This window comes from Acrocarpospora sp. B8E8 (assembly GCF_039871605.1).
Lineage (GTDB): Bacteria > Actinomycetota > Actinomycetes > Streptosporangiales > Streptosporangiaceae > Acrocarpospora > Acrocarpospora macrocephala.
In genome coordinates, this window is record NZ_JBDPLV010000078.1 from 16,031 (window position 1) to 38,043 (window position 22,013).

22 protein-coding genes and 4 tRNA genes are annotated in these 22,013 nt (G+C 66.4%); 9 read left to right on the forward strand and 17 right to left on the reverse strand.

Annotated elements, in window-relative coordinates:
- Nucleotides 1-103 precede the first annotated feature (103 nt).
- Together ABGB08_RS45265 and ABGB08_RS45270 are read right to left on the reverse strand one after the other, a co-directional pair.
- Nucleotides 104-178: transfer RNA gene (locus ABGB08_RS45265), tRNA-Lys, on the reverse strand.
- A gap of 74 nt (nucleotides 179-252) precedes the next feature.
- Nucleotides 253-1,407: an acyl-CoA dehydrogenase family protein gene (locus ABGB08_RS45270; RefSeq protein ID WP_347603901.1), complete on the reverse strand. Its 1,155-nt coding sequence runs from the start codon at nucleotides 1,405-1,407 to the stop codon at nucleotides 253-255.
- 86 nt (nucleotides 1,408-1,493) lie between these two features.
- Between ABGB08_RS45270 and ABGB08_RS45275 the strand changes: the two genes are divergently transcribed.
- Nucleotides 1,494-1,889: a PspC domain-containing protein gene (locus tag ABGB08_RS45275; RefSeq protein ID WP_155357428.1), complete on the forward strand. Its 396-nt coding sequence runs from the start codon at nucleotides 1,494-1,496 to the stop codon at nucleotides 1,887-1,889.
- On the opposite strand, the gene ABGB08_RS45280 is transcribed toward ABGB08_RS45275, so the two are convergent.
- Together ABGB08_RS45280 and ABGB08_RS45285 are read right to left on the reverse strand one after the other, a co-directional pair.
- Entirely contained in the window at nucleotides 1,886-3,172 is a 1,287-nt protein-coding gene (locus ABGB08_RS45280; protein WP_347603903.1) for an MFS transporter, read from the reverse strand. The genes ABGB08_RS45275 and ABGB08_RS45280 overlap by 4 nt on opposite strands.
- A gap of 94 nt (nucleotides 3,173-3,266) precedes the next feature.
- Complete coding sequence (locus tag ABGB08_RS45285; protein ID WP_347603905.1) at nucleotides 3,267-3,608, reverse strand: metallopeptidase family protein; 342 nt, start codon at nucleotides 3,606-3,608, stop codon at nucleotides 3,267-3,269.
- A 38-nt stretch (nucleotides 3,609-3,646) separates the two neighbouring features.
- On the opposite strand from ABGB08_RS45285, the gene ABGB08_RS45290 reads away from it, so the two are divergent.
- The 4 genes from ABGB08_RS45290 (at nucleotide 3,647) to ABGB08_RS45305 (ending at nucleotide 5,613) form a co-directional block, all read left to right on the forward strand.
- A complete protein-coding gene (locus tag ABGB08_RS45290; RefSeq protein WP_347603907.1) occupies nucleotides 3,647-5,278 on the forward strand; it encodes a metallophosphoesterase in 1,632 nt (543 codons plus the stop codon).
- Nucleotides 5,279-5,351 (forward strand) — tRNA-Glu (locus ABGB08_RS45295).
- A gap of 93 nt (nucleotides 5,352-5,444) precedes the next feature.
- Nucleotides 5,445-5,519 (forward strand) — tRNA-Asp (locus ABGB08_RS45300).
- Nucleotides 5,520-5,539: 20 nt separating this feature from the next.
- Nucleotides 5,540-5,613: transfer RNA gene (locus ABGB08_RS45305), tRNA-Phe, on the forward strand.
- Between the two features lie 183 nt (nucleotides 5,614-5,796).
- On the opposite strand, the gene ABGB08_RS45310 is transcribed toward ABGB08_RS45305, so the two are convergent.
- On the reverse strand, nucleotides 5,797-6,303 hold the full coding sequence (locus ABGB08_RS45310) for a DUF4188 domain-containing protein (protein ID WP_347603909.1): 507 nt from the start codon (nucleotides 6,301-6,303) through the stop codon (nucleotides 5,797-5,799).
- 454 nt (nucleotides 6,304-6,757) lie between these two features.
- Here ABGB08_RS45310 and ABGB08_RS45315 point away from each other — a divergent pair, with 454 nt between their 5' ends.
- On the forward strand, nucleotides 6,758-9,937 hold the full coding sequence (locus ABGB08_RS45315) for an AAA family ATPase (RefSeq protein WP_347603911.1): 3,180 nt from the start codon (nucleotides 6,758-6,760) through the stop codon (nucleotides 9,935-9,937).
- A 9-nt stretch (nucleotides 9,938-9,946) separates the two neighbouring features.
- Here the strand turns inward: ABGB08_RS45315 and ABGB08_RS45320 are convergent, their stop codons facing one another.
- Both ABGB08_RS45320 and ABGB08_RS45325 read right to left on the reverse strand, forming a co-directional pair.
- Complete coding sequence (locus ABGB08_RS45320) at nucleotides 9,947-10,831, reverse strand: bile acid:sodium symporter family protein (RefSeq protein WP_347603913.1); 885 nt, start codon at nucleotides 10,829-10,831, stop codon at nucleotides 9,947-9,949.
- A 238-nt stretch (nucleotides 10,832-11,069) separates the two neighbouring features.
- On the reverse strand, nucleotides 11,070-11,285 hold the full coding sequence (locus ABGB08_RS45325) for a 2TM domain-containing protein (RefSeq protein ID WP_347603915.1): 216 nt from the start codon (nucleotides 11,283-11,285) through the stop codon (nucleotides 11,070-11,072).
- Nucleotides 11,286-11,396: 111 nt separating this feature from the next.
- Here ABGB08_RS45325 and ABGB08_RS45330 point away from each other — a divergent pair, with 111 nt between their 5' ends.
- The gene (locus tag ABGB08_RS45330) at nucleotides 11,397-12,185 is read left to right on the forward strand and encodes an alpha/beta hydrolase (RefSeq protein ID WP_347603916.1); all 789 of its coding nucleotides are present in this window, start codon (nucleotides 11,397-11,399) and stop codon (nucleotides 12,183-12,185) included.
- A gap of 254 nt (nucleotides 12,186-12,439) precedes the next feature.
- On the opposite strand, the gene ABGB08_RS45335 is transcribed toward ABGB08_RS45330, so the two are convergent.
- Nucleotides 12,440-12,880, reverse strand: coding sequence for a hypothetical protein (locus ABGB08_RS45335; RefSeq protein WP_347603918.1), 441 nt, complete (start codon nucleotides 12,878-12,880; stop codon nucleotides 12,440-12,442).
- On the opposite strand from ABGB08_RS45335, the gene ABGB08_RS45340 reads away from it, so the two are divergent.
- Nucleotides 12,879-13,736 carry an isocitrate lyase/phosphoenolpyruvate mutase family protein gene (locus ABGB08_RS45340; protein ID WP_347603920.1) on the forward strand — a complete coding sequence of 286 codons (858 nt, stop codon included), beginning with the start codon at nucleotides 12,879-12,881 and terminating at the stop codon, nucleotides 13,734-13,736. The two genes, ABGB08_RS45335 and ABGB08_RS45340, sit on opposite strands and share 2 nt — an antisense overlap.
- 41 nt (nucleotides 13,737-13,777) lie before the next feature.
- On the opposite strand, the gene ABGB08_RS45345 is transcribed toward ABGB08_RS45340, so the two are convergent.
- From ABGB08_RS45345 to ABGB08_RS45360, 4 genes are all read right to left on the reverse strand, one after another.
- Nucleotides 13,778-14,236: an amidase family protein gene (locus ABGB08_RS45345; RefSeq protein ID WP_347603922.1), complete on the reverse strand. Its 459-nt coding sequence runs from the start codon at nucleotides 14,234-14,236 to the stop codon at nucleotides 13,778-13,780.
- Nucleotides 14,211-15,068 carry an amidase gene (locus ABGB08_RS45350; RefSeq protein WP_347603924.1) on the reverse strand — a complete coding sequence of 286 codons (858 nt, stop codon included), beginning with the start codon at nucleotides 15,066-15,068 and terminating at the stop codon, nucleotides 14,211-14,213. The genes ABGB08_RS45345 and ABGB08_RS45350 overlap by 26 nt, the downstream gene beginning before the upstream one ends.
- 87 nt (nucleotides 15,069-15,155) lie before the next feature.
- On the reverse strand, nucleotides 15,156-15,527 hold the full coding sequence (locus tag ABGB08_RS45355) for a PH domain-containing protein (RefSeq protein ID WP_347603926.1): 372 nt from the start codon (nucleotides 15,525-15,527) through the stop codon (nucleotides 15,156-15,158).
- A gap of 312 nt (nucleotides 15,528-15,839) precedes the next feature.
- Entirely contained in the window at nucleotides 15,840-17,900 is a 2,061-nt protein-coding gene (locus ABGB08_RS45360) for a WD40 repeat domain-containing protein (RefSeq protein WP_347603928.1), read from the reverse strand.
- A 458-nt stretch (nucleotides 17,901-18,358) separates the two neighbouring features.
- Between ABGB08_RS45360 and ABGB08_RS45365 the strand changes: the two genes are divergently transcribed.
- A complete protein-coding gene (locus tag ABGB08_RS45365; RefSeq protein ID WP_347603930.1) occupies nucleotides 18,359-18,916 on the forward strand; it encodes a hypothetical protein in 558 nt (185 codons plus the stop codon).
- Nucleotides 18,917-18,982: 66 nt separating this feature from the next.
- Here ABGB08_RS45365 and ABGB08_RS45370 read toward each other — a convergent pair whose 3' ends face one another.
- From ABGB08_RS45370 to ABGB08_RS45390, 5 genes are all read right to left on the reverse strand, one after another.
- Complete coding sequence (locus ABGB08_RS45370) at nucleotides 18,983-19,549, reverse strand: GrpB family protein (RefSeq protein WP_347603932.1); 567 nt, start codon at nucleotides 19,547-19,549, stop codon at nucleotides 18,983-18,985.
- A 15-nt stretch (nucleotides 19,550-19,564) separates the two neighbouring features.
- The gene (locus ABGB08_RS45375) at nucleotides 19,565-19,759 is read right to left on the reverse strand and encodes a hypothetical protein (protein ID WP_347603934.1); all 195 of its coding nucleotides are present in this window, start codon (nucleotides 19,757-19,759) and stop codon (nucleotides 19,565-19,567) included.
- Nucleotides 19,760-19,776: 17 nt separating this feature from the next.
- Nucleotides 19,777-20,445, reverse strand: a complete 669-nt coding sequence (locus ABGB08_RS45380) for an adenylate/guanylate cyclase domain-containing protein (RefSeq protein ID WP_347603936.1) — start codon at nucleotides 20,443-20,445, stop codon at nucleotides 19,777-19,779.
- Nucleotides 20,446-20,513: 68 nt separating this feature from the next.
- Nucleotides 20,514-21,281: a Crp/Fnr family transcriptional regulator gene (locus ABGB08_RS45385; RefSeq protein WP_347603938.1), complete on the reverse strand. Its 768-nt coding sequence runs from the start codon at nucleotides 21,279-21,281 to the stop codon at nucleotides 20,514-20,516.
- Nucleotides 21,282-21,314: 33 nt separating this feature from the next.
- The gene (locus ABGB08_RS45390; protein ID WP_347603940.1) at nucleotides 21,315-21,983 is read right to left on the reverse strand and encodes a helix-turn-helix domain-containing protein; all 669 of its coding nucleotides are present in this window, start codon (nucleotides 21,981-21,983) and stop codon (nucleotides 21,315-21,317) included.
- Nucleotides 21,984-22,013: the final 30 nt, after the last annotated feature.

Here is a 22,013-nt window from a genome sequence, read left to right on the forward strand (position 1 = left end):
GCCCAAGATCTGGCGTACGATCGCTCTTCGAGCACCCCGGAGATCAAATACCACTCGGCCGAGCTGATCGTCTACGAGTATCCGCAGGTCAAAGGGCTAGAAATGGTGGGGCGCCAGGGATTCGAACCCTGAACCTACGGATTAAAAGTCCGGAGCTCTGCCGTTGAGCTAGCACCCCTTGTCGTTGCAGGGTACAGCGAGTCGTACCCGCGACGCGACGCGCTTTCCCTGTGATCAGAGTACCGGCAACCCTCACCGATAGGCAGGCAGACCCGTCAGTGCCTCACCGAGGACCAACGTGTGGATCTCCTGCGTGCCTTCGTAGGTCAGTACGGACTCCAGGTTGTTCATGTGCCTGATGACCGGATACTCCAAGGTCACGCCGTTCGCCCCCAGAATCGATCGCGCCTGCCGAGCGATGTCCAGCGCGGCTCGTACGTTGGCGAGCTTGCCGAAGCTGACCTGCCGCGGCGAGAGTTCCCCCGCGTCCTTCAAGCGTCCGAGATGCAGGGCGGTGAGCCCGGCCTGGCCGAGGCTGACGGCCATCCAGGCGAGCTTCTCCTGGGTGAGTTGGAACCCCCCGATGGGCTTGCCGAACTGGACGCGGGTCTTCGCGTAGTCGATGGCGGCTTCCAAGCAGGCACGCCCAGCGCCCACAACCCCCCACAGGATGCCGAACCGGGCTTCGGAGAGGCAGGACAGCGGCCCCTTCAGACCGGTGACTCCAGGCAGAACCGCGGAAGCGGGCAGGCGCACATCGTCGAAGTAGAGCGACGACGTCACCGAGGCTCTCAGGGACAGCTTGCGGTGGATCTCGGGGGCGCTGAAGCCGGGCGTGGACGTCGGAACCACGAACCCCCGGACTCCTGAATCCGTCTGAGCCCACACGATCGCGACATCCGCGATCGAACCATTAGTGATCCACATCTTCGAGCCGTTGAGCAGCCAGTCGCCCGAAACATCCTGTTTCGCGTGAGTACGCATCCCCGCCGGATCCGACCCATGATCCGGCTCGGTCAACCCGAAACACCCGATCGCTTCCCCGGAAGCCATCCGCGGCAACCACTCCGCTTTCTGCTCCTCCGACCCATATCTCCAGATCGGAAACATCGCCAGGGACCCCTGAACCGATACGAACGACCGCAACCCGGAGTCGCCGGCTTCGAGTTCACGGCACGCCACCCCGTACGAAACCGCGTCAAGCCCGGCGCAGCCGTACCCGGACAAATGCATCCCGAGCATCCCCAGCGATCCCAGCATCGGCGCAAGTGAGGAAGCGGGAAATGTCCCCTCCTCGAACCAGTCGCCAACCCCGGGTAGCACGTGTTCCCTGACGAAACCCTGAGCCGTGTCCCGGACCATTCGCTGTTCGGGGGTGAGCTGGTCGTCCAGGTTCAGCAGGTCCATGGGCCCAGGGTATCCGGGGATCATCGGGGTTGTACCAGGGGCAATCCCGATGTGCGTATGCCCACAAGAAGGGCAGAGTAAAGGGCATGAACGAGATGACGACCAACGGTTCGGTCAAACAGCTCCGTCGTCGTAAGGACGGCAAAGTCATCGCCGGGGTTTGCTCCGGCGTTGGCCACTACGTCGGGATCGACCCCAATATCCTCCGGGTCGGCCTCGCCATCGCGTCGCTCTTCGGCGGTCTGGGTGTCGGCATCTACGCGGTGGCGTGGCTGCTCATCCCGGACCAGGGCAAGGACGCCTCGATCGTCCAGGACCTGATCGAGAACAACAAGGACAAGCCGGTCTGGCAGGACACTCGCTCCAAGGTTCAGGAAACCTGGTCAAAGGCCATGAACCAGCAGAGCAAGCCGGCCGCGCCGCCCCACGACCCCTACGCCCACCACCCCTACAACCACCCCAAGGCGGACGACAAGCTCTAAGCTGCCCGGACCTTGGCGATGATCTCTGTACGGGACTCGGTCCAGGTCATGGCCAGCACGGCCGCGACGGACAGACCGGCTGCTCCGGCCAGCGCGACCACCGGCTCGGGGCCGAGTTCCTGGGCGAGCGCGCCTCCGATCAGGATGCCGACGCCTTGCGCGGCCAGCAGGCCGGACTGGACGAGACCGAACGCCTGCCCCCGCCGTTCCGGGGGCACGCATTGGACGAACGCGGCATTCGCCGCAAGCTGGTACGCCCCACCAATCCCCGACAGAATCCATAGCAGGAGCACGATCTCCAGCGGCGGCCGCATCGCGCACAGGATCAGCGGCGCGCAGGTCAGCATCGACATCCACCCCATCGCCCGGAGCCGTCCCGATGGTGTGACAAATCGGCTGAAAAGGAACGCTCCAAGCACGGTTCCGGTCGGCATCGCGGCCATCAGCAGCCCGCTGATCACGGGCACCGGTAAACGCCCGTCGTCCAGTTCCGCCGCGTACGGCACCGCAATCCCCTCCGGAAGCACGTAAAAGCCGCACAGCCAGGCGAACAGCACCAACGTTCGCAATCGTCGGTCGCCGAAGACCAGACGGGCGCCGGCCCGGGTCATCGTCCACATCGACGGCAGGTTCCCGTCCGCGACGGCGGGCGCGACGCGGCGCCGTACCCCCGCGACCAGGATCAGCGCCGAGGCCAGGAAGGTGGCGCAGTCCAGCGCCAGCGCCCGGTACGGCCCCAGCCCGGCGATCACCGCCCCGCCGGCGGCGAAGCCGAGCATCTGGACCGCCTGGTTCGTCATGTTCTGCAGGGCCGAACCCATGACATAACGATCGCCTTCTAAGATCTCCGGCAGCAGGGCGGCCCGCGCGGCCGAGAACGGCGCGCTGAGCAGCACGACCAGGAACACCAGCGCGCAGAGCACCCCGAACGGGGTGCCCGGAATCGCCATGATCGCGACAAGACCGGCACGGAGCAGGTCGCACAGGAGCATGACGCGGCGGCGCGGGAAACGGTCGGCGAGACCGGCCAGCAGCGGGCCGCCGATGATCGGCGGCAGGTAGGTCAGCGCGTAGACGGCCGCGGTGGCCAGCGGCGACTGGGTACGGTTGTACACAAGCACGGCCAATGCCACTTGGGCCAGCTGGTCGCCCAGAAGCGACATGGCCTGCCCAAGCCACAAGGCCCGGAACTCGCCGATCCTGAGGACTTCGCCGTAGGTTGCCTGGCGTTCGGGCGGACGGCGGTGCCGACCCGGTAGCCGGTCGGGCTTGGTGGCCGCCATTTCTCTCCGCTGAGCTTGCAGGACTGCACCTGACAGACCGTGTTCAGTATGTCACCTACAGTGCCTACCGCGCTCGCGAATTGCAACCCCGCGACTACCATCCGAGTTCGTGCAGCCGCTTGTCGTCGATGCCGAAGTGATGGGCGATCTCGTGGACGACGGTGATCTGCACCTCTTCGACCACGTCATCCTCGGTTTCGCAGATCTCCAGGGTCGGATTTCGGTAGATCTCAATTCGGTCGGGCAGCACGCCCGAATACCAGTCGCCGCGTTCGGTCAGCGGAATGCCGGTGTACAGGCCGAGAAGGCCCTGTTCTGGCGGATCATCCACAACCACCACAACGACGTTGTCCATCACCTTTGCGAGCTCTGGCGGGATCGTGTCCAGCGCTTCGGACACGAGCTCTTCGAATCTGTTCCGCGAGACCTCGATCACAGTGTCAAATCTACTTGGCCGCGCATTTCAGGGTAGACATGAAGGACGTGGAGCTCACCAACATCGCCCGCCGCCTTGCCAAGGGCCGGACGGCACGGATCCTGGCGATAATCATGGTCGCCCTGGCCGGCGCCTGGCTGGGGCTGTCCTTCGGCGCGTCCGCCCAGACCGCCGTCGGCCCCGCAGACATCGGCATGACCCTGCAACCCGCCTGGGGCGGCGAAACCGTGATCGACGTACGCCCCCTTGGCACGCTCCGATTCGCCACCCATAGCGGTCCGGTACGGCTAGGCATCAGTATCGATGCCGTCCATCCGGATGTGGCCCAGCAGATCCTGCAGAATCCCAAATGGGCCGATCGCCTGCCTCAGACCATCGAGACCGATCTGGTCAAGGGCCTCCGCCAGCTGATCATCCGAGCGGTGGTCTGCGCCGTCCTGGCCGGATTCCTGGCCGGGCTGATCGTCTTCCGCAGGCTCTCCCGGGCCGCCTGGACCAGCGGCGTCGCGTTCCTCGCGGTCGCGGCCCTGGGCGCCACCTCGGCACTCACCCTCAACCCGCGCTCGATCTCCGAACCGAAATACACCGGTTTGCTGACCGGCGTGCCCTCGCTGGTCGGCAACGCCCAATCGATTGTCACGAAATTCTCCGAATATCGCGGACAGCTCGCCAAGCTTGTGACGAACGTCTCCCAGCTCTACGAAGCGGGCTCAACCCTGCCGATCTACGAGCCCGACCCTGACACCATCCGCGTGCTGCACGTCTCCGACCTGCACATCAACCCCGTGTCCTGGAACGTGATCCACTCCCTCAAGGATCAGTTCAAGGTCAACATGATCATCGACACCGGGGACATCAGCGATCATGGCACCGCCGCCGAGAACCGCTTCGTCGAGGAGATCGGCCGCTTGGGCGTGCCCTATGTCTACGTACGCGGCAATCACGACTCCCGCGAAACCGAAGAAGCCGTCGCCAAGCAGAAGAACTCCATCGTCCTCGACGGAACCTCCGCGGAAGTCAAGGGCCTGCGCATCTACGGCGTAGGCGACCCACGCTTCACACCCGACAAATCCGTAGAGGTCGACTCCGATCCGGCCAGTCTCACCAACCTTGGCCGCTCCCATGCGGTACGGCTTGCGCCCCCCGAATGGCCACGAAGCTCCTCAACCTCCGCGCCCGACAACATTCCCGCCGACATCGTCGCCGTCCACGACCCCACCGTCGGCCGCGGTTTCAGCGGCTCCGTCGCGCTTGTCCTCGCCGGCCACACCCATGCTCGCGCCACCGAACTGCTCTCCACCGGAACCCGGGTCATCGTCCAGGGGTCGACCGGCGCGGCCGGCCTGCGGGGCCTCGAACACGCCGAGCCGACTCCCCATCAGGCGTCAGTTCTGTACTTCAGCAAAGACACCCATCGGCTTCAGGCCTGGGACGACATCACCGTGGGCGGCCTCGGCGAGCAGTGGATCCAGTGTGAGCGTCATATCGAGCCCGACCCAGGTCGTACAATTTTCCCAGAGCCAGGGAACGTCCCGTCGCCATCGGGAACGATCAGTGGCACGCCGTCGCCGATCGCTTTGGCATCGAGGGCTAACGTCCCCTATGCTTCAGAGGTCTCCGACGGAAGACGGCACGGAACAGGGACGATCCCCCCGGGGACAATCCCCTGAGCCCCCATCGTCTAGCGGCCTAGGACACCGCCCTTTCAAGGCGGCGGCACGGGTTCGAATCCCGTTGGGGGCACGGGCTCACCGGAAAAAGGCAGGTCGAAGACCTCGCAGAAACTGGTAAGCTAGGCAAGCCGCACAACACGGAAGAAAAACTTCCGGACATAGAGGTCCTGTAGAGCAGTTTGGAGTGCTCGCCACCCTGTCAAGGTGGAGGTCGCGGGTTCAAGTCCCGTCAGGACCGCTCCCGGCGCAAGTCGTCGAGGTCAGGTAGCTCAGTTGGTACGAGCGACCGCCTGAAAAGCGGTAGGTCGGCGGTTCGACCCCGCCCCTGACCACATTAGTTGACCTGCAAAAACACCCCGGACAGTTTCTGTTCCGGGGTGTTTCATCTTCATTGACAGCAACGTCGGCCTGAAATGCCTCGGCTATCTCGGCGTGTTGATGTCCTCCCTGAGCTGGGTCCGCATGGACGCCCCCGAGGAACAACGTCGTGGCGTCATCGACGATGGCCCGAGCGGCTAGGACTCGTAGAGGTCCTTCTCGGTCAGGGCCGGACTGCCGTGGTCGGAGCGTCCCAGGCGGGCCGCGGAACCGAACATGGGTCCACGAGCGCGCTGGATTCCAGCGAACCGTGCAAACCCGAGCGGCTTGGGCACGTCGTCGTAGACGGCCTCCATACCACCCTTGACCGAATACGTCTCGTGCCAGAAACCGGTGCCGCCCGAGTCCCGCAGGAAGTCCAGCCACCACTCCCGATGCGGCTCGGACCGGGCGAAGGCGAGCAGCGACGGCAGGTCCCGCCAGTACTGGCGCATCCCCATGTTCATCGGGAAGAACGAGTAGTACACGGGCTCGTGCAGTAGCAGCCCGTCCGGCTTGCCCGCGACCGACTCACTGATCTTCCGGCCGAAGCTGAAGAAGGTCCGGATCCCGTACAGACGATTCACACGCATGCCGAGGTACAGGACCATGAGATCTGGATAGGCGGACAGATCGACGGTCTGCCGGTTCACGCGAGTGGGCATCCAACGCTCCTTATGGCTCGGGTTATGCATGGGCTGGGTCGGCCGGCAATGTTCGGCGGGTGGTCGTCATCGTGGTGGCCATCCGGCTCGAGTTCGTTACCCAGCAGCCTCAACGTACAAATGCGAACTTGACTAGCACTGAACGAAAACCCAAAAGCAGTGAACAGCGACTTCCTTGTCGGCTGGCGTCTGCGCGTGGGCAGCCGGACCGAACTAGTCGTTTACCGGATTCTCTGCGAGATCCAACGGACAGGCCGCTCCATCACTCGATCGCCACTCTGACCACGGCAAAGCGCTCGATCGCGCCTGCCCGGCGTTCCGCTCTTCCGTTCGGTACGGCCTGTCTGCCGACCCTTCTACGACCAATCCTGGACCAGTAGACTCGGTGCACGTTGCGGTCTAAAACGGGTCGCAAGCGGACAAATCTACAATGCCCATCCGGGAGTCGACAGACGTGACTGGGCGAGCTCATCCCAATCCGCCCGACGGTCCGCTGCGCCTGCAGATCCTCGGTCCCTTGCGGCTGTGGCGCGATGGCGTCGAGCTGGACGCCGGCCCCCGGCAGCAGGCGCAGCTGTTGGCCCTGCTCCTGGCGCGAGCGGGTCACCCGGTCAGCACGAGAGAACTGATCGACCTGATCTGGGCCGATGATGCCCCCGCCAGCGCGCTCAACATCATCCACAAGTACATCGGGGCATTGCGGCGGGTGCTCGAACCCACGGTCCCCGCCCGGGCAGCCGGTACATACCTGCACCGCCGCGGCAACGCGTACGTGTTCAGCGCCGGCCCCGCCACGCTGGACCTCCTCACCTTCCGGGAACTCCTCGAAGCCGCTCAGGTCGCCCTCGCCCGGCAAACGCGCGACGTGGCACTCGACCACTACGTCAAAGCGCTCGGCCTCTGGCAGGGCCCCGCGGGTGACGGACTTTCTTATGAATCGCCCGCGATGCCGATCTTGGCCGCTCTCGACGACGAGTTTCACGTCACCTGCGTGGCAGCGGCCGAACTGGCCGTGTCGTTACATCGACCGGAGCGGGTGATCCCGCCGTTGCAGTTGGCCGCGTCGATGGCACTGTTCCACGAACCCGTACATGCCAGCCTTATCGCCACCCTCGGTGCCGCTGGACGGCAGGCGGAGGCGCTATCAGCGTTCCACGCGGTCCGTGACCGCCTCGCCGAGGAGCTCGGCATCGACCCCGGCCCGGCGCTGCAGGCCGCGCACCTACGCGTGCTGACGCAGACCCCGAGGCCGCCGGTGGTAGCGAGCACGGAGAGTGAGGGTGACCGCGCACCGGCGAGGCAGACAGCGGGACTGGTCGGCCGGGGCGAGGAACTGGGCGTGCTGTGGCAAGCCATCGAGGCGGCGCTCACGGGCCGCTCCGGGCTCGGCATCGTCGAAGGCGAACCGGGCGCGGGCAAGACGCGCCTGCTGGAAGAAGCCGCCGCCGCCGCGGACCAGCGTGGCGCCCTCGTCGTCTGGGCCTCCTGTTTGGAAGGCGACGGAACACCGTCGATGTGGCCATGGGAGCAGGCGCTCACCATTGTCCTCGACAGCCTGCCCGGGTTGGCGCGCGAGAAATGGCTGGCGAGCGAACTCGGTCGCCTCCTCGAATCTCGAGACGATGACGCCGCGCCGCCGCTTTCCGGCAGCCGCGCCCAGTTCCGCTTGTTCGAGCAGGTCGTCACCTTTATCGGCCAGGCCTCGGCGGAACGGCCGATGCTGCTCGTTATGGACGATCTCCAATGGATTGATGCCGCCTCGCTCCAGCTGTTCGGCCACCTGGCGGGTCGGCTACCCACCGGCACCGCGATCATCGGCGCCCTTCGCGACCGTGCACCCACGCCCGGCTCCGACCTTTCGCGGGTACTGGCCGCCGCCAGCCGGCTGCCCAGCCACCGCAGGATCCACCTCGGCCCGCTAAGCCTGACCGACGTGGCCGAACTCATCCGCCGCGAGACCGGTCACGAACCCAGTGCGGACATCGCCCGCAACATCCATGTTCGTACCGCCGGCAATCCTTTCTTCGTCCGCGAACTATCGCGGCTCCTCAGCGACCGTGGCGCGCTCGGCGACGGCGACGCATCGGCCCGAGCCGGGGTGCCATCCACTGTGCGAGACGTCGTCCGCGATCGGATGGCGGGCCTCGACGACAGTGCTCGCCACCTGCTGCGGGTCGCCGCGCTGATCGGCCGCGACGTCGACCTCGGCCTGCTCGCCCGCGCCGCCGACGTCGATATCGCAGAATGCCTCGAATGCCTCGAACCGCTGCGCGCGCTCGGCCTGCTCGAAACAGGGCCGGAGGACCCGTTCTCGTGGCGTTTCGCGCACGACCTGGTTCGCGAATCGATCACGGAGACAACGGCGCAGCTGCGAGCCATCCGGCTGCACCTGCGTGTCGCGGACGCGCTCGAAGAAAGCCAAGCGGACGACGAGTCCATTACCGAACGCCTCGCCTTCCACCTGTGTGCCGCCGGCCCTCTCGCCGACCCGATTCGTACCGTGGAGGCGCTGAAGCGCGCCGGTCGTCGCGCGACGACCAAGCTCGCGTTCGCTGCAGCCGATCGGCACCTGGAAACAGCCGCCCAGATCGCGCGGACCGCCGGGCTCCCGGAACTCGAGCTCTCCGCCCTCTCGCTCCTCGCCATCGCCCCGCGTCGGCAAGCCGGGTTCGGCGGCACAACGTTCGATCTGCTGGAGCGTGCGGAACAGCTGGCCCGCCAACTCGGCCGGGAGGTTGAGGCCGCCGGCCTCCTCTTCGCTCGCCTGTTCGGGGCCTACACCTTCCTGGAGTGGGACCGCTTGCGTCTGGTCCGCCGGCTGTATGAGCAAGGGGAGGCGTCCTCCGATCCGGTCCTCCGCGTGTACGGCCGGCAAGCCTGGGGCCTGCACCAGTGGGACATCGGCAACATCGGCGCGGCATACCGGTTCTTCAATGGGAACAACCCCGCCCTTCTCGAAGGGGTTGTCTCCTCGCATAGCGAGACCCCGATCCGGCGTGATGTCTCGGGTGAGTGGCCCGGCTGGCAGGCCGTCCTGACAGCTCTACACGGTGACGTCGAGAGGGCGGAAGCCATAATCGACAAGTGGAACGGCCCCGACGACTCGTATGCGGTCGCGACCTGGGCCTACTACACCACGATCATCGCTTCGATGGCCGGTGACGCGGACTGGGTGATACGCACGATCGATCGGTGGATGGCCGCGGGCACCGGCCGCGCCGCCGTTCAGCAGGAGCACTACATACGACTGAACTGGTACTGGGCCCGTGCCCTCGCCGGCGATGACCCGGCCGGTATCGCGAGGGAGGCCGAACAGCTCCTGGCCGGGACGCTGGTCGACCCGCCGCGGTGGGGCGTCGCGTACCACCACGGACTGATCGCCGAGATGTGGTTGGCCGCCGGGATGCCGGACGAGGCGGGCATCGCCCTAGACAAAGCGGAGCACGCCCTGGAGGCCTACGGCCAGCGCTACGCCGAAGGACTTGTCCTGCTGCTGCGGGCGCGCCTGCTCCACGCCCGCGGCGAACCCGACGAAGTCGTACGAGCCGCTGCCGAAAAGGCCCGCGACCGGTCCAGCGAATGCGAGTCTCACCTCTTCGCCCGCCGCGCCGAGAGGTTCCTCGCCGAGATCTGATCGCGCTGCTCAGCCTTCGGCGTGTCGGATCAGGACTTGAGTTCGACGGGTGATCAACCAGCCGAACGCGGTCGCCGTGAAGAACATGATGATGCCGTACACCGCGCCCGGGATGGCGATCTCGGCACTGTTCAACAGGGCCGGGCTCAGCGCGATTGTGATGGCGAGCGCGGTGTTGTGGATGCCGATCTCAAACCCGGCCGCGGTGGCCGCGCGGTGGTCGACACCGGTCAGGCGCGGTACGCCATACCCGGCCAGCAGGCTCACGATGTTGAAAACCAGCGCGGCCAGTCCGACCGAGACGAAGTAGTCGACGAGGTTCTCCCGCTCTCCGTACAGCACGGCGGAGATGACCACGACCAGGACCACGGCTGACAGCACCCGGACGGGGAGGTTGAGCCGCCGCGCCACCTGCGGCGTCCACGCGCGCAGGAGCATCCCGATCGCGACCGGCACGAGCACCATCACGAAGATCTGCTGGATCTTGTCGAACTGCAGCCCGAGGGAGGCTCCACCGGGGAGGAAGTATCCGGTAGAGAGGTTCACCACGATCGGCAGGGTGGCCACGGCCAGCACCGAGTTGATCGCGGTGAGCGTGACATTCAGCGCGACGTTCCCGCCGAACAGGTGGCTGAACAGGTTGGCAGTGGGGCCACCGGGCGACGCCGCGACCACCATCAGCCCGATCGCCAGCTCCGGCGGGAGCCGGAAGGCGAGCACCAGGCCGAAGCAGATCGCCGGCAGCAGCACGACCTGGCACAGCAGCGCGACCACGACTACCTTCGGATACTGGCCCACTCGTCGGAAGTCGTCCAAGGTCAGGCTGAGGCCCAGGCCCAGCATGACGATTCCGAGGGCATAGGGCAGACTGGCAAGGACCAGCGGGGAATCCATGGCGGACATTCTCGGACATTCTGCCAGTTTCTGGCAGCCCTGCTGGTAGCAAGCTGTCGTTGTTCCAGGGCTGGCACCGCGCCGAGCGACTGCTCGCGGTCAGGTCGGCCGCGTCCGTGTTCACGATGCCGACCGCCGGATGGAGTGTGGACAACCGCGAGCGAGCTGTGGATTGATTCGGCGCGGTCGCGCCGGCCGTCCTGGGGACGCGCACGAACTCGAGGACGAACGACACGGCTTAATGCTCAGTATTCGATTTGGGCGGTGAATAGACACCCCAGTAGTGGAAGACCAGCCCGATGCCCCAGAAGACTATGGACCACATTGGCCAGAAGAAGTGTTCCGGGTCGTAGAGCCACCACACGATGACCTGGGCCACATTGGCCAGGACGTAGGCGAGCAGGTGGGCCCGCAAGCCCCATTTCTTGGCGCTCTCGCTTTTCGTAGACCTCATGCCTTCAAGCTAAATCGGCATACTGGACAGGGAGTGAATCCGCTCGTTCAGTGATCGTCAAGTGCCCGGGTTGAACAATGGCGTGAAACAACACGTTGAAAGGCGCACATCATGACGACTCGCCGAGTGGTGCTGGCCGGATCTGCCGCGGTCGTGGCCGGCACCCTTTTGGGAACGTCCGAGGCACAAGCGCATCCCCGGCCGGGAGCCAAGCCCACTGTGGTACTCGTGCACGGCGCGTTCGCCGATGCCTCCGGCTGGAACGACGTCGCCGCCAAACTCATCCGCGACGATTATCCGATCATCACCCCCGCGAACCCACTCCGCAGTGTGGCCTCCGACTCCGCCTACCTGGCGAGCATTCTCGCCACACTGAACGGTCCGATCATCGTGGCCGCGCACTCCTATGGCGGAATCGTCGCCACCAACGCCGCGGCCGGCAACCCGAACGTGAAAGCGCTGGTATACGTGGCCGCTTTCGCCCCCGACGAGGGAGAGTCTCTACTGGAACTTCAAACGAAGTTTCCGGGCAGCAGGCTCAACGAGGCGGCGCTGGACTTCCGCCCCTACGGTGCGGGTCTCGTCGACGGATACATCAAGAAGGAGTTCTTCCGCGACGTCTTCGCGGGCGACGTGCCGAAGCCGACCACGGACCTGATGCACGCCGGTCAGCGGCCCGCCGACGCGCGCACGCTCGGCGAGCCGTCCGGTGCCCCGGCGTGGCAGACCATTCCCTCCTACTATTTGGTCGCCAAGCACGACCAAGTGCTGCCCGCCGCGGCGCAACGATTCATGGCGCAGCGGGCCGGGTCGCAGATTCGCGAGATCGCCGCCTCGCATGTCGCGATGATCTCGCAGCCCACCGTGACGGCCGACCTCATCAAACGCGCCGCGCGCTGACGCCGCGGAGACAACGGCAATGCGTACGCGCTTATAAAGGCCAGCGCATCGCCGCCTCCACGCCGCCCGGCGGCAACCCGAAGATGAGCCGGCTCCTTTCGATGGTCATTCGCCGCCTCCGCGTGCTCTACGCGATGCTGATGACGACGTCCCGGCTTATGGGTCGCATTGGCTGATGCCACTTGCGGCATCGCCAGATGGGGCGTGGTCTGACGTGGTCGGAGAATTGCGCTACCTGCGGGCCGGGGACACCTTCACGTGTGCGCGGTGAGCAGGGCGTCGGCGAGTCCCGTACGGGCGTAGAGCACCGAGCGGCCCACCCGGTGGGCGCTGGTGAGCCCGGCCATCCGCAATGCGGTGAGATGCTGGGACACGCCCGCCGCGGAAAGGCCCGACCTGGTGATGTCGCAGTACCGCTGCACCAGCTGAAGGCTGCCGCCGTCCCAGCGCACCGTGTGGTGCAGTTCTTGGAGCACCTGGGCTGTACCCCGCTCAGCCATCTGGCGGCCCCGGTGGAAGATGTCCGCCTCCAGCACCGAGCGGATCCGGTCCCAGTACGGCGCCATCGCGAGCCGCCAGTAAGTCTCGATCTCCGCGACGATCCTGGGCAGGTGAGCCGAAGGGGTCCGGTGCAGGCTCCGCAGCCGAGGAGACAACCGGTCGTCGCGCTCCGCGGCCAGGCGGTCATCCATCATGTCTGTTGACATCTCCTCCCCTTCAGCCGATGCCGCGACCGTGGCCAAGGCCCTACTGTTTCGCACCCTGAGCAGCGAATCCGTACTGGTGCTGCCCAATGCCTGGGACGCCGCCAGCGCGGCCGTGATCGCCGCGGCCGGAGCCACGGCGGTCGCGACCACCAGCGGCGGCGTCTCGTGGTCGCTGGGCCGCGGGGACGGGCAGCGGGTCAGCCGGGGTGAAATGGTGGCGGCCGCGCGGCGCATCGTGGACTGCGTCGAGTTGCCGGTGACGGTCGACGCGGAGGGAGGGTACGGCCCTGCCCCGGCGGATGTCGCCGCGACCGTGCGGGCGGTGGTCGAGGTCGGTGCGGTGGGCGTCAACCTGGAGGATTCCACGGCCGTCGGCGGTCCACTGTTCGACGTCGCCGGACAGAGCGCCAGGCTGCGCGCCGCCAGGGAGGCTGCGGTCGCGGCGGGACTGCCGGAATTGTTCATCAACGCGCGTACCGACGTCTTCCTGTTCGCGATCGGCGCACCCTCCGGCCGGCTGGGCGAGACGCTGACGCGTACGGCGGCGTACGCCGATGCGGGAGCCGATGGCATCTTCGTCCCAGGCCTGCTCGACCTGGACCTGCTGAGCACTCTCTGCGCCGAATCCCCGCTGCCGGTCAACGCGATGGCCGTCGCGGGCGGACCGACCGTCACCGAACTCGCGGACGCCGGAGTGCGCAGGATCAGCCTGGGCACCGGCCTGGCCCAGGCCGCCTACACCGCGGCCCGCCGAGCCGCCGCGGAACTGCTAGGCACAGGAGGTCTCACAACGCTGAACGACTCCATGGACTTCACCGAGCTCGACGCCCTGTTCCGCCGTTGACGGAAAAGCTTCCGACGCGGACCTGGGGCTGACCCCACCTCTCAACCGGACAATGCCGCCCGCAGCCGGTCCGCGTACGCGAGGAGCATCTCCTCGCGCCCGGGGGCACAGATGAGCTGGGCACCGACTGGCAGGCCGCCGATGATTCCGGCCGGGACGCTCAGCGCGGGCAGCCCCGCGAGGTTCCAGAGGCTGGTGAGTGTGAGCAGGGCGTCGCGGACCGGGACGCGGGCGCCGCCGATGTCGAGGTTGCGCACGCCTATCGGCGGAGCCAGGACGGCGACGGCCGGAAGTGCCAGCAGGTCGTACCGGTCGAGCAGCGCGGCCGCCTGCCGCCGGAAGGACTCGCGGGCCTCAACCGCGCGGACGTAGCGCCAGCCGCGGATCTCGCCGGCGTGGTGCAGCCGGTCGAGCACCTCGGGGTTGAACAGCTGCGGTGACCGTGCGACCCGATCGGCGTGCACCGCGTACGCCTCACTGCCCTGGATCGCCGAGTACACCCGGTACAGCTCGGCGACACCAGGAAGGACGATCTCCTCGCTGTCGGGAAACGCGGGCTCTGACCAGGGCGGCGACGGCTGGGTCCGTGATGGCCCGGTCTGCGAGGGTCGGCGAGTCAGTGACCAGCCAGCCGACCCGGAGCGAGGTCGCGTCGGCGGCGGTGGGAGCCGGCGCCCGGCCTGCCAGCACGCGATAAGCCACCCCGCAGTCCTCGGCCGTGCCGGCGAGCACTCCCACGTGGTCGAGAGAGGACGCGAGTGGGAAGACCCCGTCGGCCGGGATGGCGCCGTACGCGGGCTTGAAACCGACCACGCCGCAGAGCGCCGCCGGGATGCGAACCGAGCCACCGGTATCGGTGCCGACCGCGAGGGGAACCATGCCCGCCGCCACAGCCGCCGCACTGCCGCCGCTGGATCCACCTGTCATCAGCGCCGCGTCGCATGGGTTGCGCGAGGGGCCGTTATGGGACAGGTCCCCGGTGGGGCCGTACGCGAACTCATGGGTGGTGGTCTTGCCTACGATGATCGCGCCGGCCTCGCGAAGCAGGCGCACGCAGGTGGCGTCTCGGTCGGGGATGTGGTCGGCGAAGTGAGCGGAGCCCATCCGGGTCGCCATCCCCGCGGTCTCGATGATGTCCTTGACCGCGACCGGGATCCCGTGCAGCGGTCCCCGGTAGACCCCAGCCGCGCGTTCGGCGTCCGCCTGCCGTGCGGCCAGGCGAGCGCCTTCGGCGTCGACGGTCACGAAGGCGTTGAGCGGCGGGTCGAGCGAGGCTATCGAGTCGAGGGCATGATCGACCAGGTCGGCGGCGGACAGGAGGCCGGCGCTCATGTCACGTCCGAGGCCGACGACGGTACGGCCGGCAAAGAACCCGCGGGGGCGGAGGCTGGCCACGTCGCCGTTCACAGCGCCTGGCGGTTACGGTCGGCTGATGTAGTGCAGGATGACGCTGTGGACGTGGTGGGCCTTCTGTTCGCCGCGGAAGTCCATTTCGTAGACGTGGGTGCCGACGTTGATGGCGATCGAGCCGGAGGAGAAGAAGGAGCCGGCGAGGGACTTGTTGCTGACCACGCTGACGCTGGTGATCTTTGAGTACGGGATACTGGTGATCGCGATCTTCTTCCCGACGAAGGACTTGTCCTGGACTATCACTCGGCGGTCGGTCAGCCCCAGGAAGCCCGTGCCCACGCCGCTGGCGTCGTAGACGGCGATAATCTGCTCACCCTGCATCAGCCCGCTCTGAATCTGCTGCAACTGTTCTGGTCGATCATGGGGGATGCTCGGGTGCACATGTACTCCTGAGGAACTCGCATCTCGACGACGCCCGGGAGGACCTTGCTGGCCTTCGCCGCCTCCGCGGGGGCGATACAGCAGGTGAGCATACTCCGGCAAAGGGTTAGTTGGGGTGCGTGATGTGGATGAATGCGTACACCTAACGGCGAATCGCATTTAAGGCGGCAGTTCATTCGACAACTCGACCCCGTCCCTGACCGCATTAGTTGACCTGCGAAAACGCCCCGGACAGTTCCTGTTCCGGGGCTTTGGTCTTCATTGACAGCAACGTCCATCACGTGGAGCCTCGCGTGCGGACATTCGGTCAGCTCACCGGCACGGATCCTGGTAGGGCAGGTCGGGGAGGTAGTGGTGCCACTCGGCGGGAGTGAGAGTGCGCCCGGCACGGGCGCAGACGGTGGCGGCCAAACGTGCCGGATCGACAGGGATGTCCCGCAGGGCGCCCGAGTCGTCGACGGTGTGGACGACCGTGCCTCCGGAGCCGAAGGCGGCTGACAGCAGTTGCGTGTCTCCGCCGGAGAACGGCGGGCCCAGCTTGCGCGGAGTGGACACATCGAGCAGTTGTACCGAGAATTCGCGGTTCACCGACGCCGCCACATCGCCCTTTGGAGAGAAGATGACGGCGGACGACGGCAGCGGGAGGTTCGGGCCGTGTCTCTGCCCAGTGCGGACGTCGCAGAAGGCCAATCCCTTGGAAGAGCTGATGGCGATGGTGTTCCCGTCTGGACTGAACGCGAACGACACGCGCGGATCGGTGACGCGTTGCGGGCCGAGGGCGGGGCCGGTCTCCCGCCCCGTGGCGACGTCGAGCAGCCGGTTGGACGGTCCCTCGACCTCGGCGACCGTCGTGCCGCCGGGACGGAAGGCCACCGCAACGTCGCCAGGGATGTCGATCGACCTGATCCAGCGCCCGCCTCTCATGTCCCACACGAGAAGCCGCCCGCGCGACTCCTCGTCGTCGCCGGTAGTGGCGCTGGTGCCGGCGACGAGTAGAGAGCCGTCGGCGTTCATGGCGAGAGAATGGAGATACCAGTCCTTCGGCAGTTCGATCTTCACGGTCCGGATTTGCCGCTGGGTGTCCCAGACGCTTACGAACTCGCCGTACAGGCCGTCGATGGCCGCGAGGAGCCGCCCGCCGCCGCTGAACACGGGCAGGGGATCCGGGGTGTTGCCGGACGCCAGCACGGCCGGGCGCCCCAGCGCCCGGCCGTGCTGGGCGTCGCGGAGGACCAGCGAACGAGCTCCCTCGTTGTAGGTCAGCAAGAATCTGCCATCCGGGCTGAACACCGCGTACGCGGGCGGCGGCCCCGGAATCCGCACCGGGTTCAGCAGGTCGGAGACGTCGACGCCCACCACCGTGGCGTCGATGAGAAGGCGCAACGTCGTACCGTCGAAGCCGACCGCTTCGGTGGCGCCGTGATAGGTCAGCAGCGTGCTGCCGTCGGCGACCCGGATGAGCCGCAGGTCGCTGTTTCCGGCGGCCACGAGGAACCGCCCGTCCGGGCTGAAGCGGACCCGGCCGCCGTTGGAATCCCATCCGTCGGCGCGGGGCTGGTTCGGGAGCGACTTGCCGGTGCCTACGTCGATGAGAGAAATGTCGGAGGTGGTCGCGCAGGCGAGGGTACGCCCGTCAGGGCTGAACGCCACGGAGCTCGACTTGCTGAGGCACGTGTCCGAGGCGTGCCATCCCGCGACCGGCTTGCCGCTCGGAAGCCGGAGAAGGCCGAAGTGTTCCGTCTCGCCCAGGAGGGTGACGGCGGCCAGGTCACCGGCCGAGCTGAGTGCCGTGTCCGCGATCGGCTCCGGGCCGCCGACCATGGCTCCGGTGCGGGTGTCCCACAGCTGGGCGCCCTGGCCTTCGCTGATGGTCAGCCAGCGGTCGCTGAGGCCGTAGGAGACCCCGTTGAAGTGCTGTTGCGCCACCAGTTTGTGCTGAGCTGTCGGGCGCTGGGTGGTCAGGTCCCACACCTGTACGGTTTCACCGGCCACCACGGCGAGGTACCGGCCGTCAGCGCTCAGGGCGATCCCACGGAACGCGCGGTCGCCGATTCCCACGTCGTCCCACCCGCCGATCCTCTTCCCGGTGCGCAGGTCGTAAACGCGCACGCCTTGCGGGGAGACGCTCACCAGCCTGCGCCCGTCGAGGGTGATCTGCCGCAGCGTCTCGCCGCCGGTGTCGGGATCGATGAAGGCGGTGCGTTCGCGTTGTGCCCAGGCGTTCTGCAGGGTGGCGCGGGTGGTGGGGAGCTGGGCGAGCCGCCAGGCGGCGACGCTGAGCAGCATGGCGCGTGCCGGGTCGGTGGTGCGCATGGTGTCGGCCTCGGCGGCGAGCTTGCCCGCTGTCGTCTCCGCCAGCTGGAGCGCCAGCATCTCCCGCTGCGTCGGCGGCCGTGTCGGGGTGCAGCACCTTGATCGAGACCCGGGTGCCTTGGGCGTCGTAGGCCTCGTACACGACGCCTTGGCCTCCGGCGCCCAGGCGTCCGGCCAGCCAGAAGTCCCCTAACCGCGAGGGATCCTCAGCCAGCATTGCCGACGCCGCCATGTCACTCACCCCGTCATCTCCGATGGGCTACCTCCGTATGACGCCGACCACGCACCCGAAGTTCTCCCCAGCGACAAGCTGTACGGGCGCGCAAGGACAGCACCAGCCCCACGTAGGCGGCGTGGCGGTCTCGGCTGCACGTGTCGTCGCTTGCATCCGTATGCCGAGTCATGTGGACGCCTCGCCGATATTCGGATGCATTCGTAGTAATCCTCACCGGACAATTCCTAGGTGGCTGACCTGGATTTCTTTGCCGATCTGATGATCACGGGCACGGTGCTGGGCCTTGATCACACCAGCAAACTATGCTAATCACCTGTTGATCTTGCCCGAACCGGCACTGGTTACCTGGTTGGACGGGCGCGAACCCCGCGAGGAGCCCGAACGAACCGACTGGTGGCACTATCTTCGAAGCGTGGTTGCTCGCCGCACCGGAGGAACTCCCGCAGAAAATGCACAGTGGCGGCTACTCGGCTTCGCTCTCGACCGCCACGCGGCACTACGGGGGATCGACACCGCTGACGAGGCGGCCGCCACCCTGATCGTCTCGCTCACCGAGGCCCGTGACCTGAGCGTGGCTGCCGAGTTGCCAACGATTGATGAGGCAGTGGAGCGCTGGCTGGCAGCCACGCCAACCATGGCGAATGTCACGCGCCTATGCACCGAACGGCCCCTCGAGCCAGCCGACATCCGGCTGTCCCGCCGACTGCGAAACCAGATTCACATCATTCAACCTTGCTTGCCCTATATCGCGTCCGCTGTCCTGGCTGATGAACTGCGGGCCTGGATCGAACTCAAGTACTCGCTGCTTCGGCAGACGAATGCGGACGCGCGCCATAGATAGCCCAGTTATTTCTGTTTATATTTCGGTCGCATTGTGGTGCGGATCGGGGATCGGATCCAAGCGTCCTTAGGGTCGCCAGCCCGTACGGCGGGCCCACTCCTCGGCCATGACGATGACCAGGTCCACCACGGGGTTCTTCACCTCGGTGTACGTCGCCGAGTCGGCCACGATGGTGGCGAGGGAACGTTTGAACTCGACATAGGCCGGTACGGCGGCCGGATGGGCGCGGAACCAATCCCGGAACAGGAGGGCGAAGCGTTCGCCGGGGGAGCCGGCCTGGCGGATGTGGAGGTTGACGTCGGGGTGCACGGAGTCGCGTCGCATCCACAGGCGTTTGCGCCACGCGTCGGGGGCGTCGCCGTAGCCGGCGGGGACGTGGTCGTGGAAGTAGGTCGTGTCGGAGAAACCCAGCTCGGGCAGGACGGCGGACAGCGGCTGTTCAGCGGTGTCGAGGTCCCTGACGCTGACCTGCAGGTCGAAGATGGGCTTGGCGTCCATGCCGGGAATCGACGTGCTGCCAATGTGCTCGACACGAAGGGCGGTCGGCCCTAAAGCAGCTTGAAGATCGGCGGCGAGAGCCTTCCCGGCGGATTCCCATTTCGGACTGTGCGTCGCGATAACCACTACCGTCACTCGTGGATTCTACCGTCAGCGGGACTGGCGGGTCATGCGGTGCAGAATCTCCAGCGTGGCCAGGGCGACTCCCACGGGCGCGGCGGCCGGCGGGAAGATGAACACGACCAGCGCCAGCAATGTCGCACCGCTGACGAGGATGGCCCATCGTTTTATCGGCGAACGTTTCTGGAGTTGGCCCGTCTCGGGTCCTGCTAATGGGTCGTTCATGACGCATCTCCTGGAGTTCAAGGTTGCGGGCAGGTTCTGATGAGGAGCGACTCGCCGCCGATCAGGATTTCTACCGGGTCGCTCCAGATGTTCTTCTCCCGGATCTCCGGGCTGAGGAGATCGAAGGCACGCTGGCTCACCGCGATCCCCATCGACGGTTCCATAGCCTGGGATATCTTGTTGCCAATGTTTCCGCCGACCCAGAAAGTCCGGGCCGGGCCACTCAGGTCGGTCACGATCCCCGAGCACATCGGGCCGTCGTCGATTCCGATCCTGAATCTCAGTTTGATCTGGCCGCACGTGGCCGATGCCAAACCAGGTTGAAATTCTGTCACGATACTTCGCTGAACCATCATGGCGGTGGCGAAAGCACGATCCACTCGATTGTCACCGCGAAATGCCACCAAAGCGCCATCGCCATGCATGTCGTATATTTTCCCGCCCTCTGCTTCGGCCAGCAGGGCGACCGGCGAAAAGATGATTTGAAGGAGATCTCGCATCACCTGGACCCCGAGCATCGAGGTGAGGTCGGTGGACTGCCGGAGATCGATGTACGCGCTGGCCGTGGGAATCGGATCCGGCCGGACCGGTTGGGGAAACGCGGCCAGGAACTGGGAGACGGAATGTCGCAATGTACGGCCACTCATGAGCGCTCCGAAGGAGTCGTTGAAGTGGCCAAGCGCCACCTGACCTCAATGTAAGTCGGGAGTTGTATTTTTACAATATGTGAGTTGCAATCTGGCATATAGCCAGGTCAGGGCGCTTTGGGTGGAGGATTGCCCTGGCGACGCAGCGCATCAATGTCAGTGATCGTGAGGCGAAGCCGACCCCTGCCCATGACGCCCTCGGTGCGCAACGTGTGCAGGGCCTTGTGCACGGCGGACTCGCTCACTCCCGAGAGCGGCGCCAGGTCCGTCTGGGCGATGATCGGGTCGAGGTCGATGCCGTGCTCGGTGCTCGTCCCGTGCCGGTCGGCCAGCTCGATCAGGGTCCTGGTGACGAGCGTGAGCGCGTCGTACTGATTGGTGTCCAGGCGGTATGTCTTCCGGCGCTCGTCGCGGGCCAGCATCACCTGGGTGAGGGCGAAGTGGGCGGGCGGATTGTCCATCAGGAACTTGATGAAGTCCTCGCCGGGAATCTCGATCGCGACGAATTCCCCGGTCGCCCGCACGGTCGCCGATCGTGGCGAGTGCCGCATGGCCGCCGCTACGCCGATGGTGTCGCCGCGAACCTGAAAGTCCACGACCTGCAGTCGCCCCTGGGCGTCCGGAGATTCCACGCGAGCGACCCCGTGCAGAATCACGAAGACTTCCTGTGACTCGTCGCCCATGGTGATGAAGATCTGGCCATCGGAAATGACGCGACGGCGACCGAGCGCCAGCAGCATGGCGCGACTCTCCGGTGCCAACGACCCCAGATAGGTGGTCGACGGCCATTCCTGGAGAGCCTCGTCCGAGGTGGTGTTCACGGCGTCCTCGCTATTCGCCCACAGCGCGGGTCGCCCAGGGCGCAACTCCGTCATGATAGTCCCTGGTCAACGACCGCAGACGAACGCTCACACGTCGTCGGCGGACTGCGTCTGCAGGTGTGGGTTGATTTCGAAGGTGCGCCAGATCCGCCCGATGGTGGACTTCGACAGGCCACTGTGTTGTGCCATGGTCGCCCGCGACCACCGAGAACCCCTCTTGGGCGACTCCTGAATGGTGGCCATGACGACCTGTTCGATCTGTTCCGCGGTGATGGTCGCGGGACGGCCGCGAGGCTGTCGGTTGGCCAGCCCTTCCAGGCGGTGCCGTACGAAACGGTTGCGCCACTTGGACACCGTGTCCGCGTGCACGTTCAGCTCGGCGGCGACCGCCTCATTGCTCATGCCCTGCGCGCAGGCGAGGACGATCGCCGAACGCAGGGCGAGACCCGAGGAGGTGGCGGCCCATTCAAGCAGCTGCGCGCGTTCCTGGTCGGTGAGTTCGACGCCGGCTTTGGGGCGGCCGGGGCGGCCATTATCGGTCAGGCCGTCCAGGCGGGACTTGAGGAATCGGGTGCGCCACTTGCCGACGGTTATCGACGTGACGCCGAGGTCGGCGGCGACCCGCTCGTTGACGGCTCCGGGCGCCGCGCAGCGGAGGACGATCTCGGCCCGCATCGCCCGGGCGGGCGCGGCGTCGTCCAGAGACCAGCTGATCAGCTGTTCGCGCTCCTCGTCGGTCAGGACCAGTTTGATCACCGGAAAGCTCCCCAGTCGCATCCACATTCC